This window comes from Robertmurraya mesotrionivorans (genome assembly GCF_050971805.1).
Lineage (GTDB): Bacteria > Bacillota > Bacilli > Bacillales > Cytobacillaceae > Robertmurraya_A.
The window spans coordinates 66,424-83,158 of sequence record NZ_JBPCCH010000009.1 but is presented as its reverse complement, the minus strand read 5'-3'; the positions used below and the strand labels follow the sequence as shown (position 1 = coordinate 83,158).

The following is a 16,735-nucleotide window of genomic DNA, read 5'->3' as shown; positions in this document are numbered from 1 at the left end:
TATAGCAAGTTCCTTTTCTTTTCGTAATTGTAGTTGAACATATCGAATTATCGAGTAATCACGATCGGTCCGTTCTTAGTAAGAATGATGGTATGTTCACATTGAGCGACAAAGCTTTTTTCTGTGACGTAAGTCCAGTCATCTCCTTCGTTTTGGAACACTTCCTCTTCTTGTGTGGAGATAAATGGTTCAAAAGCGATGACCATACCATCTTTTAACAGTTCATCATCCCAGGTTTCGTTGTAATTGTAAATATGATCAGGGGCTTCATGAATTCTCCGTCCGATGCCATGACCCGTTAGATTTTTAATAACCGTTAATCCATTCTTTCTGGCGACGGCCATTACGGCTTTTCCGAGTCCACTCTTCTTTGTGCCAGGTTTTGCTTTCTTCAAGCCCATTTCGAATGCTTCTTTTGCTGTTTCGCAAATCTTCGTAAGAATAGGGTCTCCCTCACCAACAACAAAGGAAATACCTGTATCGGCGAAATAGCCATTTTTAGAGCCGGACACATCAATGTTAACAATATCTCCTTCTTGTATCACACGCTTTCCAGGAATCCCATGCGCCACTTCTTCATTCACACTTATGCAAGTGTAGCCAGGAAAATTATATTCACCCTTAGGTGCAGAAATTGCTCCGTTCTCTTCAAAAAGAATACCAGCCATATCATCAAGCTCTTGTGTAGTAATCCCTGGAACCGTCTTTTGCACCAATTCCTCACGGATCAAGGAAACGATTCTCCCGATTTCCTTCAATCCATTAATATCTTCTTCTGTTTTTGCAATCATAATAAATCCCCTTCAATAAAATTAAATAAAAGTTCGATTGTTCTAGAATACCCTTTTCTTGCAGGAAAATCCACTTTTACTAATCGAGGAAGAGGGGAATGTCTTGGTGGTTTTTTATTGAAGTGATCAAACCTTCCTAGATTTTCGCATCGCTCCGAGTACAATATTGTATCCATCAAGGTCAGATAGGTGTGCGTTTTTAAAATCCCAACCGCCATGAGAACCGAAGAAGGGCTCAACAGAAATGATGCCTCCTCTCCTCCGGACATCATTCACAATTTTTTCTACATCGGCCCATTCTACATGGATAAAAGTATCCCATCCGTAATTGGGTCCTTGCCATTCTGAAGGGTAATCGGAGCGTTTTTTCGATAGGGCATTTGGACGGATATCACTTGGTGAGGATGCTTGTTGTAATAAAATCGTCATTTGATCACGGGTGGCATGTCCCCAATCATCCACGTCGCATCCAAGTTGATCTCGATAGTAGTTTCGTGCTTTTTTAAGATCAGAGACTAACCGCACTTGAATACTCAATCCAAATTTACCGATATTGTTTTCATTTTCCATTTTTAAATACTCCTCTCATTACTTTTTACTAGAAGCATAATTCTACAGAAAATGGAAAAAACCTTGTAGCTAGTGAAAAAAGTTCTTTAAAACTACATAAAATTAGCACCAGATACTAATAGTTAGTTATAATGAGTGTATATCTATTAATGAGGTGAAGGAATGAACGACTCGAGAGCACAAATCACTGCCGTAGGTTCATATGTACCAGAGAAAATACTAACGAATGAAGAACTAGAGCGGATGGTTGACACAAACAATGAATGGATCATCAAACGCACTGGTATAAAGGAAAGAAGAATAGCAAGCCAACAAGAGTTTACAAGTGATATTTGTGTAAAAGCGGTAGAAAATTTAATCGAAAAAAATAACAAGACTGTTCATGATGTAGATATGATTATTGTATGTACCATGACTCCAGATTTCAAAACTCCAAGTGTTGCTGCATTAGTCCAAGCTAAGCTCGGAATTCCTCATACCGGAGCGATTGATCTGAATGCGGCATGCGCAGGGTTTACCTATGGTTTACACGTTGCCAATGGTTTAGTTACTGCTGGTTTGAATAAAAAGGTTTTGGTTATTGGTGCAGAAACGATGTCAAAATTAACTGATTTTACTGATAGAACGACTTGCGTATTATTTGGTGATGGTGGGGGAGCGGCTCTTGTGGAATATAATGAAGATAGTCCAAGTTTCCTCTCCTCACATTTAGGTTCACAAGGGGAACTTGGGAAGAACTTATACTGTACAGATTTATCTGAGAGTATAAACGGAGAAAGCCTAACGGCAACAGGAAACATTACACAAAATGGGCGAGAAGTATATAAATGGGCTGTTAATACGGTTCCAAAAGGGATGTTGTCCGTACTAGAAAAGACAGACATAAGCTTACAAGAAATTGATTGGTTTGTACCACACAGTGCGAATCTTAGAATCATTGAGTCCATTTGTGAAAGAAGCCAATTTCCGATAGAAAAAACACTAAAAAGCTTAGTGGAATACGGGAATACCTCTGCAGCAACAATCCCGCTTGCCTTGGATAAAGGGGTAACGGAGGGGAAAATAAAACGTGGAGATAAAATTTTATTATACGGCTTCGGTGGAGGACTAACTCACGCCGGGGTGTTATTGGAGTGGACGATTTAAAAGGTTTTAGGAAGGACGTTAATCTTGAGGTTAACGTCCTTTTTTTTAAGTTTTTTCCATATTACAGGGAAATAAAGGGAGTGTTTTGTCTCAAGATGGTAAAATGAAGGTAATAATATAGAGATTATGTAATAAATACTCTTTAAACTAATGGAAAAAGGGGAGTATACATGAAAAAGATCGTATTAATACTAGCATTATCAGGTTTACTATCCGGGTGTAGCTCGAGTCTATCTTATTCTCAAGTTGAAAAACAAGATGTGAAGCAAGAGATCCAATCTTTTATTAGTGATCTCGAGGATGAAAATGGAGTAAATGTTTACTTTGATTCCGAAAAGGGAGTTTATGTGTATTTGAATAGTGCCAATGTAAAACAGGGTGAGGCTGCGGTCTATATTACTGATTTCGATGTCGAAGAAAATGGAGATACACTACAGATTATTTATAACACAGAAACTACCACTGATTATACCAATCATGATCTAGACCATGAGTTATTGTATAAAGTAAATATTAATAAAAAATATGAGTATTTGAAAGCTTATAGTGATGGAAAAGAAGTGGCGTTTAATATGATCTCAGGCAATGAATGAGATATTTATTCCTATGTAATTTACATGAATGCTTTATTTTTATTGAGGGAAGATATGTTGTAGGATTTCCAATCCTATTTAAGCACATGCTTAATAAAATTAAAATATAGCATGGAGGGATCATCATGGGAAAAAAACATCGTGCACAAGCGAATCGTCCGAAAAAAAATAACCATATTCCTGCTGAAGCTATCGTTGCTGAACACGAAGCACATGCAAAAGAAAATTCTGCAAAAGGCAGAAAGAATACGTAGGGAGGCAATTGCCTCCCTATTTTAATTAATCATCTCCTTCTGAAGTAAGAATAACCAGTTCATCATGATCTTTACTTGAAAGGTTATCTGAGTAGACAAGATTTGTATGAAATCGATAGGTAATATTGCTTGTGGTTGGTTGGAATTTATCAGTTATCACAAAAGTGAAAGGGAATTCGAGCGTTTCCTTTTCACTTAGTTGCTGCGACATTAAAATGGTTGTTACTTCTTCAACTGTATCGAAGCTTCCATCTTCGTATTCTTTAACTAAACTACATTCAAGCCTCTTAATTTTTTGAGTTTTACGGCCTCCATGGAGATAAAAACAACCAATTATCGTCTCGCCGATTTGAGCAAATGGCTGATTAATTTTAAGGTCAACAGTAGGTGAACCGGCTTTTAGTAGCGTAGTAAATATATTAAACAATTGATACCCTCCATTTTATGGATAAACTAATTATTTGAGTGTTTATATTTTCAGTATTAGATTGTAAAGCTATGAATCTAGGTGGCGAATATGTTTCTAAGGTCAATATTGAAAGTACATAGAGTTTTAATGTAATAAATAGTGTTAACAAAATAAAGATACGCCTGTGTGAATCACTGTCCAACTAAACTATCTTCTCCTCTTTTATAAAGTAAATAATAGGTGATAGTGATGCGTTTAGATGGTCATTCTCCTCCTTGTAAATAAATAAAAAGCCTCTACCATAAATGATAAAGGCTGGGTTTCATATATTTCCTTTACCGAATGGCAAAGGTCTCGCAAACAACAAATACGTTGCCAGTTAAGCCGGTGATTGAAATCACGTAATGTCGACATAACTGTTAGCTACTCCCCTTTGGAGTATATAACTTATTGTACAGTCGTAACTCGAAGGACTGTATAAAATATAATAATATATCAACTTAATTCACGTCAATAGGATTTATTTAGTCTTCGTCTCCTCCAAAGATATCTCCAAGATCAAAATCCTCAACTTCCTCCATTTCATCGTCAAAGCCCATGGCCTCTACTGCACTTCCCATCATTTCGCTTAAAAGAAGACCTCCAAGTACTCCCATAGCTAAACCTCCGATCATCCCTCCCATTGGATTAGACGAACGTGGACTATATCCACCAGGGGTTGAATAGGAAAATGGTTGAGTATAAGAATGAGGACGTTCACTTGCTTCAGTCAAGTACTGTTTAAGACTATTTGTGAGTTTTTGTTCATCAAGTAAGATTGCCTCTTCCAAGAAGAACTCACGTTTGGCTTCAATCTCATGGAAGCCATTACGGCAATCTACTTCCATCCATACATATAGCCCATTTTTTTCTTGGGCAAATCGGAATTCTACTTCATTTACAGAGCCGTTCAAGAATTCAGTTGGAAAGAAAGCAAACTCTTGGCCATATTGATCTAACTTACCAGATTCATGCTTTTCTCGAAACCCTAGACTACTTAGTACGCGGAATAGATTTTGAATATTTGCTGGGAAATCAACCGTTAAACGATCAACATCCGAACGGTCCACTCCACCTTCAATGTCTAATTCGGTGTCAAAATAATAGGCGACGGTGTTTCTTGTAATAGCTAAATTCGTAGGCAGTTGGTATGAAAAAGCGACTATCTGTTGTTCTTTCGGTAGTATACGATTAGCTGAATTTAACCTTACGCTACCCACTTCCCGATCCACTGTACCTTGTGGAGTTCTTACGCTCATCATTAGACGAACAGCTAATGAATTAATAATTTGCTCAACTTCTCCGCCTTGAATACTTATTTCTCCATTAACTTCTTCACCTGGAGTATATGGACGGTTTTCAAATCGTAAATCAACAGTAGCAGCACCTTTTCCAAAATGTGCTAGTATTTTTTTAAACATCATTATTCTCCTTTTTATTTAATCTTATGTATTTAATGCATTGACCAATATATAAAAATATATCAATGCATTAATTCTTTGTTATGTACATACGTTAGAAAAATAAATTAGTTTCATTAATTTTTAAAAATATTTAATGACATAATTATGGAAAAAGTGTAAGATTTTATCATTCTAATTATTTTCGAGGAGTTAAGAATTGTGGAAAATACAGAATCAAAACCATTAATTAGTTTAATCAAAAAGGGAAATAAATCTTCAGCGGTAGCGATGATAGGAAATGCTGTGATTGCAGCAACAAAATTTATTGCAGGAACGATAAGTGGAAGTGGCGCTATGTTTGCCTCTGCCATGCACTCATTAGCTGATTCGGTCAATCAGGGGTTTGTTTATATAGGAAGCATTATGGCTGAAAAAGCACCAACACGACGATTTCCAACGGGGTTTGGACGTGTGATCAATATTTTCTGTATGGTTGCAGTTATTGTTGTGACGATTATGGCGTATGAAACGATTTTAGAAGGTTGGCATTTAATTCAACATCCTGCCGAATCCCACGGAGGACTATGGCTAAATGTATTTGTATTAATCCTAAATCTTCTTATTGATGGGGCAATTTTAGTCAAAGCAATGAAAGAAATAAATGTAGAGGCAAGAGCGAACTCTAAAGGATTTGAAATTGTCACCGGTTCCTTTAAAAATGTCGGAAGAGCTGCTCCACCGACACGTTTAGTGTTTTATGAAGACCTTGTTGCTGTCACTGGTGCAGCCTTAGCATTACTGTCTGTCATAGTGGTTTATTACACAAATGCTGCAATATTAGATGGTATCGTAACCATTTTAATTGGATTGTTAATGATTGGTGTTGCATTTCGCGTAGGGTATGATAATATGGTTGGTTTAATCGGTGTTGCAGCACCAAGGGACATTGAAGAACGAGTAGTGAAGATAATCTTAAGTGATACGGATGTTACCGATATTAATAAAATGAGAATTATCCAAGAAGGACGATATTATCATGTGGAAGCCCTAATCGAATTAAGAAAGGGACTAACTTTATCTGTGGCAGATGATATCAAATTACGAGTGAAGGATACTCTTGTCTCTGATCCCGATATTTCTGATGTAGGAATAGGCATAATTGAAGATAACGGGGTAAAGGACTGGACGCCAAAAAAGCTTGAAGAATTAGTTTTGAGATTAGATAAGAGGCCTTAAGGGCTTCTTTTTTAAATAGTTTTTTAGAAAGGGAGCTCATGTTAAAATAAGAGACCATCTCCTGATTCAGATGGTCTACTGATGTAGTAATTGTCTTAAAAAGTCAGCATGTCTTCGATTTGTATCAATGACTTCTTCAACGATTTGTCTGCTTTCAGGATCTAAATCTCCTCTTACAAGTTCTTCTGAATAGTGTACACCGTAATCATCTACACCTTTTAAGGCATCCTCAAGGATATCTTTAGGATCCTCTGAGAGCATCATCCGATGTAAATAACCTTGCATGGCTCCTGTTATCCCTTCGCTATCAGCTGGTACACCACTTAAATTTTGAATCCGCTCGGCAAGTATTTGGGCATTGTGCTTTGTTTCCTGTTGCATTGACTGAAAATGTCTTCTTAGTTCCTCATCAGCGACTTTTTCAATATAGTGCTCCATCGAGCGAATCCCCATGTAAGTACCCTTTAGTAGGGCATTTAGTTCTGCAATAACTGTCTCATTTTTCATAAAAGCACATCCTTTCATTCTATTTTTAGGAGTTCCCTTATAAATATTCGTTTTTTTACTAAAAAAGGATAACTTATCCTCATTAATGAATTTGTGTGCTTTTATAGAATATATTTTAGTAAGGAAGCGGCAACTAGTTCCACTTCTTAATGCGTTCAATATTGTCCAAATAATGGGAGACAATGTCTATAAACGAATAGCGAGAATCCCCAATTAGGTATTCAATTGAGTTTTCATCTCCGATGTCATTGTTTCTTGTGTGACTGAATCGTGGCTTCACATGGTTATTTTGAATTAATGCTTTTGCAAGCTCAATGGCTAATTTTTTATTTTCGTTCACTCAAACCACCTCCAAGATAATAAATACCTATTAACGGGTTGTCCATTATATGACAGGTCATAATATTTTATTAACTTGAATGATTGTGATACCCTAACTAAATAGATTTCAAGATAGATAGGGGGCTGAATATGGAAAAAGAATGTGAAATTGTTGATGAGCTCCTGTCCCGTATAACTATTTCTTCGAATCCAAATAATCAACCCGTTTCGATTCATGGGAATGTAAAAGAATTGAAGTGTATTGGTGTTGGTACGGATGCAGCTGTTTTTCAATATATTCATGCGCCAGCCTATGCATATAAACTGTTTGCTGATGATAAATTAGAAAAAATTCAGATGGAAGCAAAGGTGTATGAAAAACTGGGATCTTCTCCTTATTTTTCGACCTGCTATGAAGTGAGAGACCGGTATCTAGTTGTAAGTTATGAGCCAGGTATCACACTTTATGATTGTCTTCAGCAAGGGATTCATATTCCATCACAGGTGATTCAAGAGGTAGATAAAGCGAGAGCTTACGCAAGAAAGAAGGGTTTAAATCCTCGTGATATTCACTTGAAAAATATTCTATTACAAGATGACAAAGTGAAAATCATCGATGTATCTGAATATTTATTATCTGGAGATGACGGTCGGTGGGAGCATTTAAAAAGAGGATACGAGGAGTATTATCGTTTAATAGATGGAAAATCCATTCCGGCATGGTTGTTAGAAACGGTTAGAAAAAGCTATAACAATAGGCAAACAACAACCATTGAAGATTTCTTTAAGGATGTATTGAAGTTGAAGTGGTTTTAGGAGGAAGTGAGAGCTTTCTCTTTTTTTATGAAGTAGTTTAAAAGAATTTTTTGTGAAATATGAGTAAAATACGAACAATAAATGTTTACGGATGTTAAAAGTTCGTATATAATACATTTTGTTGTGATATTTCATTCGTATATTCTTAGAAATATGGTCTAAGAGTCTCTACTAGGAACCGTTAATTCCTAACTACGAATGGGTAGGAGAAGTCTACCCATTTATAGTTAGGAATTTTTATTTTTAGGAGGATTTATGGAACGCTTTTTTCAGTTAAAGGAATTAGGAACAAATGTAAAAACAGAGATTCTCGCAGGAATTACTACCTTTTTAACGATGGTGTATATCATTTTTGTAAACCCTGCGATTCTTTCAGCGGCAGGAGTACCTTTTAATCAAGTGTTTGTGGCGACGATTGCCTCAGCCGTTATCGGTACATTAATCATGGCTCTATTTGCAAAGTATCCTATCGCCATTGCTCCTGGGATGGGGATGAATGCTTACTTCACAAGTGTAGTTGCTGTTCATGGAATCAGTTATCAAGTTGTTTTTGGAGCTGTGTTTTTAGCAGGTGTGTTATTTCTATTATTATCTTTTACGAAGTTGCGAGAAACATTAATACATTCCATTCCAGCTTCTTTAAAATATGGGATTACATCAGGAATTGGTCTTTTCATAGCCTTTATTGGATTAAAAATGGCGGGAATTGTCGTTGCGAATCCAGGTAATTTAGTAGCTTTTGGGGATCTTCATCAACCGGTTACGATTTTATCTATCGTCGGATTGTTCGTAACTCTTATTTTGATTGCACGTAAAGTGAATGGTGCATTGTTTATTGGAATGCTTGTAACAGCTGTGATTGGTTACTTTACAGGCGATTTAAAATTTGATGGAGTGGTTGCAACTCCACCACCAATTGTCTTTTTTGATATTGATATCATGGGTGTTTTCTCAAACGGATTGTATACGGTTGTTTTTGCCTTTTTACTCGTTACGATTTTTGATACAACTGGAACGATGATTGGGGTAGCGGAACAAGCTGGTCTGATGAAAAACGGAAATCTTCCAAAGGTAAAATCTGCACTTATGGCAGATGCGGTAGCGACAACAGTAGGATCAACCTTAGGAACAAGCCCATCAAGCGCGTATATTGAGTCATCAACTGGGGTGGCTGCTGGTGGTCGTTCCGGGTTAACTTCAATGGTAGTGGCCATTCTGTTTTTCCTGGTATTATTCTTTTCGCCAATCGTGTCTGCGATTTCATCACTACCTGCAATAACAGCTCCAACATTAATTATCGTTGGCTGTTATATGATGGAGGGGTTATCAAAAATCAATTGGAAAATCTTTGATGAAGCTTTTCCTGCGTTTGCAATCATTCTCACAATGCCATTAACAGCGAGTATTGCGACGGGGATCTCCATTGGATTCATTACGTATCCATTAATGAAATTGGTAAGCGGAAAAGGAAAAGAAGTTCATCCGATTTTATATGTTTTTGGAGCGATCTTTATTTTGCAAATGATCTTCTTTCCTTCCCACTAATCTTTTAAATGAGTTGCTTAGGCAACTCATTTTTGTGTTTCTAGTGAAAAAGGACGTTGAATTCGTGGTTTAACGTCCTTTTTAAAATTCAGGGAAAACATTCTTTTTACACATCAGAAGAATCATCATAATCATATCGAAAACCATCTTTTTGTGCTGAGGTGTTCTGCTCCGGGTTCATTTCGTTTTTATTTTGTAATTCTTGTTTATCATTGGTTACCGAAGAGTTAGGTTCATTTTTATTTACATCCATCTATTTTAGCCTCCCTTACTCAATGTTTCACACATATTGTTCCTGTATTTTTCCTTCTTATACAGTTAAGGAATCTTAGGTTTAAACAAAAAAATCTGTACATTAAAGGCGTTTCTTTAGGTTAAACTGTGAACAAACACTTGAGAGGGTAGTGGGTATGCACGTTACTATTGCGATACTAACGATCTTGGCAGCGATGAAGTGGGGAAAAGGGAAAAACTGGCGCGAATATCATCCCAGTATGCTATTTATTTCCACAGGTGGTTTGCTGTATGAATATATCGTACAAGAAAATACATTGTGGAAATTTCATCCCGATTTTCTATATGGTCATGAATTGGTTGTCATAATTTATGCAATAAACACCATGCCTTTAAGTATCTTTTTATTTCTCTCCCACTTTCCTGTGAAATGGCTTCAACGAATCCTTTACATATTTGTTTGGTCCGGAATTTATATTTTCGTTGAATGGATTTTGCACATGTTTGACAGAATATCGTATCAAAATGGTTGGACCTTATTGTATTCATTTCTATTTGATCTTGTGATGTTTTCGGTTATTGCTCTACATCACAATAAACCACTTCCAGCATATATCATTTCTTTGTTTATTATCATTTTCTTAATTGCACAGTTTGATATTCCATTTAAATTTGCAAAATAGCCAAAGTTGTTTGGACATTCGTTCGATACATCTTTGGCTTTTATATTATTTCAAGTTCTTGACTTTTAAAATCATCTATTTTATAATATCTTTAAATCAAGATACTTAGTTTCGAAGTATTTTCAAGTAGTTATATCTCAGTTTCGAGATATAATGCATAAAATAGAAGATCCTTATTTAGGTAACAAATATTAGTAACAATCTATCAAATAGGAGTGGTTAATGATGGTCAAAAAAAGTATGGGAATACATCATATTACAGCGATAGTCGGACATCCTCAAGAAAATGTGGATTTTTACGCAGGTGTTTTAGGTCTTCGATTAGTCAAACAAACGGTGAACTTTGACGACCCGGGAACATATCACCTCTATTTTGGAAATGAAGGTGGAAAACCAGGAACCATTATTACCTTTTTTCCGTGGGCAGGTGCTCGTCGGGGGGTAATTGGTGACGGTCAAGTGGGGGTTACTTCCTATGTAGTACCTAAAGGAGCTTTTTGCTTTTGGGAAGCAAGATTAGAGAAGTTTAACATCCCGTTTACAAAGCTCGAGCGCTTTGGGGAAAATTATCTTGAGTTTGATGATCCTCATGGGTTACATCTTGAGATAGTTGAAAGAGAAGAAGGAGAACCGAATAGATGGGAATTTGGAGGAATTACATCAGAGTATGCGATTAAGGGATTTGGGGGAGCAACTCTATTATCGACTCAACCGAACAAAACATCAGACCTGTTAGAAAAAGTAATGGGGCTTGAAAAAGTAGGTGAGGAAGGAGATATTGTTCGTTTCCTGTCTACAGCAGACATCGGAAACATTATTGATTTAAAACGAACACCAATCGGACGAGGACAAATGGGTGTCGGTACGGTTCATCATATCGCGTGGAGAGCAGTAGATGATGCCGATCAGTTGGACTGGAAAAAGCACGTGGAAGCAAATGGGTATGGCGTAACTCCTGTTCAGGATCGAAATTACTTTAATGCAATCTACTTTAGAGAGCATGGAGAAATCTTATTTGAAATTGCAACAGATCCTCCAGGATTTGCTCACGATGAGTCTGTAGAAACGATGGGTGAAAAGCTAATGTTGCCAAGCCAATATGAGACTCATCGTCATCAAATAGAACAAGTTCTGCTTCCGTTTGAAGTAAGAGAGCTAGATTAAGACGAGGGGATTGATTACATGCTTTCCATTGATCCGTCAGCATTGTCCGAAAGAGAAAATTACAAGCTGTTAATTGGTAGTATTATCCCAAGACCGATTGCATTTGTTACCTCATTATCCGAAGAGGGAGTACTAAACGGTGCTCCTTTCAGCTACTTTAACATTGTATCCTCCAATCCTCCTTTGATTTCCTTAGCCATACAGAGATCAGGTGGGAAACAAAAGGACACAGCAAGAAACATTCTTCATTCTAAGGAATTTGTTATTCATGTGGTTGATGAAGAAAATGTACAGAAAATAAACGAAACCGCAGCAACTCTTCCACCGGATGAAAGTGAAGTTGAACTAGCTCAATTAACTCCAGTGAACAGTGTGAAAGTTGCTGTACCAGGAATAAATGAGGCGAAAATCCGCTTCGAGTGTACGTTAGAGCAGTCACTTGAGTTAGGTGGAGGAGATACACCTGGGTGTGATTTAATCATTGGAAAAATCGTTCACTTTCACATCGACCCAGCCATTTATCACGAGGGGAAGATTGATCCACGAGCCCTGGGAGCGGTAAGTCGGCTAGCCGGAATCAATTATGCCAAAATAGGTGACATCTTTTCGATTGAAAGACCAAAATAACAAAGTACTGGGTGGGGAAAACATGTTAAAAACAGTAGGCATCCATCACATAACAGCCATGGTAAATGACGTTCAGCGTAATATAGACTTCTACGCAGGAGTTCTAGGTTTAAGGCTTGTGAAAAAAACGATTAATTTTGATCGTCCTGAAGTGTATCATCTCTATTTTGGAAATGACTCTGGACAACCTGGAACGGTGATTACTTTTTTTCCTTGGGCCCATCAGCTAAAAGGGAGAATTGGAACCGGACAGGTTGGTGTCACAAGTTATATTGTTCCAGAGAACTCCTTCTCCTTTTGGGAGGATCGTTTACAATCGTATGGAGTTCGTTTTGTAAAAACGAAACGATTTAAAGAAACATATTTGAGCTTTCATGATCCCGATGGATTGGAGATTGAATTGGTACAGCGACCAAACGGTCCCCGAAATGAGTGGAATGTGGACGGTATTGGTCCAGAGGTGGCGATAAAAGGATTTGGAGGCGCGACTCTTTTGTCTGCAAAACCTCATAAAACGGCGGATGTATTAGAAAATGTTCTCGGACTTACATGCATTGGACAGGAAGAAAACTATTTACGGTTTCAGTCAGAAGGAGAGCTAGGAAATACAATCGATATTAAATTATCTCCGTCCGTTCGAGGTTTAATGGGTGCTGGAACCGTTCACCATCTTGCTTGGAGAGCTAGAGATGAAAAGGAACATCAGAAATGGCGAGAACTATTAGTGGAAAAGGATTATTATCCAACTGACATTCTTGATAGAAATTACTTTCAAGCGCTATACTTTCATGAAGAAGGTGGGATTCTTTTTGAAATAGCCACTGACCCACCAGGCTTTACTGTTGATGAACCCCAAATAGAACTTGGTAAGAAATTAATGTTACCATCTTGGTTAGAGTCAAAAAGAGAAGAATTAGAAAATACGTTGCCGCCAGTTGAGGTTCGAGGGTTGAAAGGAGAAAAACGATGAAACATATTTATCAAAAGGGGAAAGACCCACAAAAACCAACTTTGTTATTGCTTCACGGTACAGGGGGAAATGAATTAGATTTACTGCCTATAGCAGGCATGATTGATGATTCTGCGGGTGTGTTAAGTGTGAGAGGAAATATTCTAGAGAACGGCATGCCCCGATTCTTTAAACGTTTAGCTGAAGGGGTTTTTGATATTGAAGATTTAATTTTTCGCACAAAAGAGTTAAATGATTTCCTAGATGAAGCGGCTGAAAAATACGACTTTGACCGTAACAACATCGTAGCAATTGGATATTCAAATGGTGCGAACATTGCGGCCAGTCTGTTATTCCACTATGAAAATGCCTTGAAGGCTGCCGTGTTACACCATCCAATGGTCCCTTTGAGAGGAATTGAGCTTCCTAACTTGGAAGGTACATCGGTGTTTATCGGTGCAGGGACCAATGATCCTATTTGCTCTCCTGAAGAATCAACAGAGCTTCAAAAGCTATTAGAAGGTGCGAATGCAAAAGTCGAGCTTCATTGGGAGAACCGAGGGCACCAACTTACCGCAGATGAAGTAGAAGCAGCAGCTGAATGGTATCGAAAATTATAAAATACAAGTGTTATTCTCAGGGTAAACTAACGTATCTAACTTTGAGGAGTGAAGATATGTTTTTGAATGGCGTCATTATCGAAGGTATCTTTGATTCCTCTGTAAATGAATTTACTTTACAGAGAGTGAAAAACTTTGATACACAATCGGTTCTTAATGAAACGCAAATAAATAATATTTATCAATACCTACGATTGCATCGGGATAATGAGGACGGACAAATCATTACCCTTTATGATCAAATGCCCCTACGTCTTTCAAAAGAGGAAAGTAGCCAATTGATTGGTGATATAGAGAAAGTGATGTCTATGTATCACTAATGGATACCCTAAAGTAGGTAAGCTATGAAAAACCTTAAACAAAGACCGCATACATTTCTTCGGAAAAGTCGCGGTCTTTACATGTTTTATAGAAACTTCTTTATATCTAAAATCGTTTGCATATGTAAGCCTTCATGAAAGATCGTACGAATGAGTACTTGTTCAATCGTATGCATTCCCATCTCTGTTGGTGGAAATTCTTCTTCTAATCTTTCTCCGTACATTTCTTTGATCTTTACAGGTTGTTCTCTTAGTAATTCCATTAACTCTTGGAAAGAAGGAGTGTCCTTTTCAAAACTGGCTGGACTTGATCCATATCCAAACCATGATTGAAATTGCTCCGGCACGCCTGCTTTTTCTTTCGTAACCGCTTGGATCCATAGGTACTGGTCTAGATAGAGATGTCCAAGATTCCAACGAATATTATTCTTAAATCCTGCAGGTATGACTTCCGCTTGTTCTTCCGAAACATCCTTTAAAACTCCCAAAACCTCACTTCGATAGCTTTCCAATTGAGTAAACAAAACCTCATGACGTGGATTCATTATACACACCCCTTTATTTTGAATAGGTAATTATTCGATAAAATGGGCAATTATCCTGCCAACAGAAGAAAATTAATGGTAGGGATATGCTATAATTGTAATATATTTCATATTAGTAGATTAGTAACATAATAAACATAGAAACACTTTGAAGGAATAGAATGTATGCGCGTACAATTTGATTAGGGAGTGAATAGAGATGATAGAAGACGCAAAGAAAAGGGCAATTGGGTTCTTGATCAAGTCTTGAAATGAAAAATAACCTCAATGATGAGGTTATTTTCTGTTCGCTTGACGTCCGCTTTTTTTCTGACTTTGTGATTTTGTGTTTCCGATTTGAAAATCATCGCCTAGCTCTACATCATTACGCTTATCCTGCTTTTCAATTTGTTCTCTAGTTTGATCTTTCTTTTGCATTCCTTGATGAGACATTTCACTCAACTCACTTTCATGTAGTATCGGTAGTAGTATGTGCACGGTTGGAAGAATTATTAAATAAAAATAACGGAGGTAACGCCATGAATAATCCAATAAAAAATAAGATTGGTGCAGTATTTATCCCTGTTAGAGACATTGAAAAAGCAAGAGATTGGTATTGTGATGTATTAGGTTTACCATCGGATGGGGAAATATTTCATGGTCATATCTATGTACTGCCAACGAAGGGAACAGGAATTGTACTTGATAGCAAAATCTACTCAGAGGAACGCGTCTTCTCCGCGCCAATGTTCCATTTTAACACGGATAACATTGAGGAAGCCTTTCAATTTTTGCAGGAAAAGCAGGTCGAAATCGTTTCCGACATTCAACACGGGCATTATTTTAATATCAAAGATCCAGACGGAAATACACTTATGATTTGTAAGTGTTAACGGAGGTGAAACATGCGAAGCGAAAAAGAAATGCTTGACCTTATTCTACGAGTGGCAACAGAGGATAACCGAATTCGTGCAGTTTATATGAACGGATCAAGAACAAACCCTCACGTTCCAAAGGACATTTTTCAAGATTACGATGTCGTTTATGTTGTAGAGGAAACGGCATCATTTATTAAAGAAAATACATGGATTAATGTGTTCGGAGAATTGCTTATGATTCAGGAGCCTGACAGAAATGACCAACTTATTGGTAGGGAGGTGAATTTGAATCAGTCATACGGTTACTTAATGCTGTTTAAAGATGGTAACCGAATCGATCTTCGTATTCAAACACAAAGAGAAATGATTAATGATTACGGGAGTGACTCACTAACTGTTCCTTTGTTGGATAAAGATGGGGTTTTACCAATCATTCCACAAGCATCTGATGAAGACTACCATGTAAGACGCCCAAGTATAACGCAATATTTGGCTTGTTGTAATAATTTTTGGTGGTGTCTTCAAAATGTAGCAAAGGGGATTTGGCGTGACGAATTGCCTTATAGTAAGCAAATGTTTGAATTGGTTATTCGGTCTGACTTACATCAAATGGTTGACTGGTGGATTGGAAGTCAGCACAACTTTAAGATATCACCTGGGAAATTTGGGAAGTATTATAAAAAACATTTGCCTACGAGGTATTGGGAGATGTATAGAAAAACATATTGCGATAGTGAGTATGAACATATGTGGGAATCACTTTTTACAGCATGTGAATTATTTCGGATTTTGGCAGCTGATGTGGGGGAGGAATTGAGTGTGGAGTACACGCACATAGAGGATAAGAACATGATGATGTATTTAGAGCGGGTTCGGAACTTACCTAAGGATGCAAGGGAGATTTATTAACGATTTTGAACCGTTTTTACCCGATTTTTTGATATTTTAATGAGGGTGTTACTGTAAGTCAGTAGATTTTATAATTGGTTCTTGAAATTACTTGCGATTATTAGGTTTTATTTGCGATCCTGGAAAAATATATGCGATTCTAGAAATTTACTTGCGATTCCTAATAATTATTAGCGATTCTAATCCAAATCACCAAC

23 protein-coding genes and 1 riboswitch are annotated in these 16,735 nt (G+C 37.2%); of the genes, 14 read left to right on the top strand and 9 right to left on the bottom strand.

What is annotated here, in order from left to right; translation table 11 throughout:
• Nucleotides 1-47: 47 nt before the first annotated feature.
• Both map and ACRX5O_RS15310 read right to left on the bottom strand, forming a co-directional pair.
• A complete protein-coding gene (gene map / locus ACRX5O_RS15315; protein ID WP_433906733.1) occupies nucleotides 48-791 on the bottom strand; it encodes a type I methionyl aminopeptidase in 744 nt (247 codons plus the stop codon).
• Nucleotides 792-917: 126 nt separating this feature from the next.
• Nucleotides 918-1,361, bottom strand: coding sequence for a VOC family protein (locus ACRX5O_RS15310; protein ID WP_433906732.1), 444 nt, complete (start codon nucleotides 1,359-1,361; stop codon nucleotides 918-920).
• 162 nt (nucleotides 1,362-1,523) lie between these two features.
• Here ACRX5O_RS15310 and ACRX5O_RS15305 point away from each other — a divergent pair, with 162 nt between their 5' ends.
• The 3 genes from ACRX5O_RS15305 (at nucleotide 1,524) to ACRX5O_RS15295 (ending at nucleotide 3,354) form a co-directional block, all read left to right on the top strand.
• The gene (locus ACRX5O_RS15305) at nucleotides 1,524-2,507 is read left to right on the top strand and encodes a ketoacyl-ACP synthase III (protein WP_433906731.1); all 984 of its coding nucleotides are present in this window, start codon (nucleotides 1,524-1,526) and stop codon (nucleotides 2,505-2,507) included.
• Nucleotides 2,508-2,677: 170 nt separating this feature from the next.
• Entirely contained in the window at nucleotides 2,678-3,100 is a 423-nt protein-coding gene (locus ACRX5O_RS15300; RefSeq protein ID WP_433906730.1) for a hypothetical protein, read from the top strand.
• Nucleotides 3,101-3,225: 125 nt separating this feature from the next.
• The gene (locus ACRX5O_RS15295; protein WP_276131208.1) at nucleotides 3,226-3,354 is read left to right on the top strand and encodes a hypothetical protein; all 129 of its coding nucleotides are present in this window, start codon (nucleotides 3,226-3,228) and stop codon (nucleotides 3,352-3,354) included.
• A gap of 25 nt (nucleotides 3,355-3,379) precedes the next feature.
• Here ACRX5O_RS15295 and ACRX5O_RS15290 read toward each other — a convergent pair whose 3' ends face one another.
• Together ACRX5O_RS15290 and ACRX5O_RS15285 are read right to left on the bottom strand one after the other, a co-directional pair.
• Nucleotides 3,380-3,781 carry a sporulation protein gene (locus tag ACRX5O_RS15290; protein ID WP_433906729.1) on the bottom strand — a complete coding sequence of 134 codons (402 nt, stop codon included), beginning with the start codon at nucleotides 3,779-3,781 and terminating at the stop codon, nucleotides 3,380-3,382.
• 506 nt (nucleotides 3,782-4,287) lie between these two features.
• Nucleotides 4,288-5,223 carry a sporulation protein gene (locus ACRX5O_RS15285; protein ID WP_433906728.1) on the bottom strand — a complete coding sequence of 312 codons (936 nt, stop codon included), beginning with the start codon at nucleotides 5,221-5,223 and terminating at the stop codon, nucleotides 4,288-4,290.
• Between the two features lie 198 nt (nucleotides 5,224-5,421).
• On the opposite strand from ACRX5O_RS15285, the gene ACRX5O_RS15280 reads away from it, so the two are divergent.
• Nucleotides 5,422-6,441, top strand: a complete 1,020-nt coding sequence (locus ACRX5O_RS15280; RefSeq protein WP_433906812.1) for a cation diffusion facilitator family transporter — start codon at nucleotides 5,422-5,424, stop codon at nucleotides 6,439-6,441.
• Between the two features lie 75 nt (nucleotides 6,442-6,516).
• Here the strand turns inward: ACRX5O_RS15280 and ACRX5O_RS15275 are convergent, their stop codons facing one another.
• A complete protein-coding gene (locus ACRX5O_RS15275; RefSeq protein ID WP_433906727.1) occupies nucleotides 6,517-6,948 on the bottom strand; it encodes a DUF2383 domain-containing protein in 432 nt (143 codons plus the stop codon).
• Nucleotides 6,949-7,081: 133 nt separating this feature from the next.
• The gene (locus ACRX5O_RS15270) at nucleotides 7,082-7,288 is read right to left on the bottom strand and encodes a hypothetical protein (protein ID WP_119707922.1); all 207 of its coding nucleotides are present in this window, start codon (nucleotides 7,286-7,288) and stop codon (nucleotides 7,082-7,084) included.
• Between the two features lie 131 nt (nucleotides 7,289-7,419).
• On the opposite strand from ACRX5O_RS15270, the gene ACRX5O_RS15265 reads away from it, so the two are divergent.
• Nucleotides 7,420-8,085, top strand: a complete 666-nt coding sequence (locus ACRX5O_RS15265; protein WP_433906726.1) for a serine/threonine protein kinase — start codon at nucleotides 7,420-7,422, stop codon at nucleotides 8,083-8,085.
• Between the two features lie 115 nt (nucleotides 8,086-8,200).
• Nucleotides 8,201-8,300: riboswitch (purine riboswitch) on the top strand.
• 40 nt (nucleotides 8,301-8,340) lie between these two features.
• Nucleotides 8,341-9,630: an NCS2 family permease gene (locus ACRX5O_RS15260; RefSeq protein WP_433906725.1), complete on the top strand. Its 1,290-nt coding sequence runs from the start codon at nucleotides 8,341-8,343 to the stop codon at nucleotides 9,628-9,630.
• A gap of 106 nt (nucleotides 9,631-9,736) precedes the next feature.
• On the opposite strand, the gene ACRX5O_RS15255 is transcribed toward ACRX5O_RS15260, so the two are convergent.
• Nucleotides 9,737-9,883, bottom strand: coding sequence for a hypothetical protein (locus tag ACRX5O_RS15255; RefSeq protein ID WP_433906724.1), 147 nt, complete (start codon nucleotides 9,881-9,883; stop codon nucleotides 9,737-9,739).
• 157 nt (nucleotides 9,884-10,040) lie between these two features.
• Between ACRX5O_RS15255 and ACRX5O_RS15250 the strand changes: the two genes are divergently transcribed.
• From ACRX5O_RS15250 to ACRX5O_RS15225, 6 genes are all read left to right on the top strand, one after another.
• Nucleotides 10,041-10,547, top strand: coding sequence for a CBO0543 family protein (locus ACRX5O_RS15250; protein WP_433906723.1), 507 nt, complete (start codon nucleotides 10,041-10,043; stop codon nucleotides 10,545-10,547).
• 225 nt (nucleotides 10,548-10,772) lie between these two features.
• The gene (locus ACRX5O_RS15245; RefSeq protein WP_433906722.1) at nucleotides 10,773-11,711 is read left to right on the top strand and encodes a ring-cleaving dioxygenase; all 939 of its coding nucleotides are present in this window, start codon (nucleotides 10,773-10,775) and stop codon (nucleotides 11,709-11,711) included.
• An 18-nt stretch (nucleotides 11,712-11,729) separates the two neighbouring features.
• The gene (locus ACRX5O_RS15240) at nucleotides 11,730-12,338 is read left to right on the top strand and encodes a flavin reductase family protein (protein ID WP_433906721.1); all 609 of its coding nucleotides are present in this window, start codon (nucleotides 11,730-11,732) and stop codon (nucleotides 12,336-12,338) included.
• 22 nt (nucleotides 12,339-12,360) lie between these two features.
• Entirely contained in the window at nucleotides 12,361-13,308 is a 948-nt protein-coding gene (locus ACRX5O_RS15235; RefSeq protein ID WP_433906720.1) for a ring-cleaving dioxygenase, read from the top strand.
• A complete protein-coding gene (locus ACRX5O_RS15230) occupies nucleotides 13,305-13,907 on the top strand; it encodes an alpha/beta hydrolase (protein ID WP_433906719.1) in 603 nt (200 codons plus the stop codon). The genes ACRX5O_RS15235 and ACRX5O_RS15230 overlap by 4 nt, the downstream gene beginning before the upstream one ends.
• Nucleotides 13,908-13,963: 56 nt before the next feature.
• Nucleotides 13,964-14,227 (top strand): hypothetical protein, encoded by a 264-nt coding sequence (locus tag ACRX5O_RS15225; protein ID WP_433906718.1) that lies wholly within the window; start codon nucleotides 13,964-13,966, stop codon nucleotides 14,225-14,227.
• An 86-nt stretch (nucleotides 14,228-14,313) separates the two neighbouring features.
• On the opposite strand, the gene ACRX5O_RS15220 is transcribed toward ACRX5O_RS15225, so the two are convergent.
• A complete protein-coding gene (locus tag ACRX5O_RS15220; protein WP_433906717.1) occupies nucleotides 14,314-14,772 on the bottom strand; it encodes a DinB family protein in 459 nt (152 codons plus the stop codon).
• A gap of 276 nt (nucleotides 14,773-15,048) precedes the next feature.
• Nucleotides 15,049-15,204 carry a hypothetical protein gene (locus ACRX5O_RS15215; RefSeq protein WP_433906716.1) on the bottom strand — a complete coding sequence of 52 codons (156 nt, stop codon included), beginning with the start codon at nucleotides 15,202-15,204 and terminating at the stop codon, nucleotides 15,049-15,051.
• An 86-nt stretch (nucleotides 15,205-15,290) separates the two neighbouring features.
• On the opposite strand from ACRX5O_RS15215, the gene ACRX5O_RS15210 reads away from it, so the two are divergent.
• Together ACRX5O_RS15210 and ACRX5O_RS15205 are read left to right on the top strand one after the other, a co-directional pair.
• Entirely contained in the window at nucleotides 15,291-15,644 is a 354-nt protein-coding gene (locus tag ACRX5O_RS15210; protein WP_433906715.1) for a VOC family protein, read from the top strand.
• 12 nt (nucleotides 15,645-15,656) lie between these two features.
• The gene (locus tag ACRX5O_RS15205; protein WP_433906714.1) at nucleotides 15,657-16,538 is read left to right on the top strand and encodes an aminoglycoside 6-adenylyltransferase; all 882 of its coding nucleotides are present in this window, start codon (nucleotides 15,657-15,659) and stop codon (nucleotides 16,536-16,538) included.
• Nucleotides 16,539-16,735 lie beyond the last annotated feature (197 nt).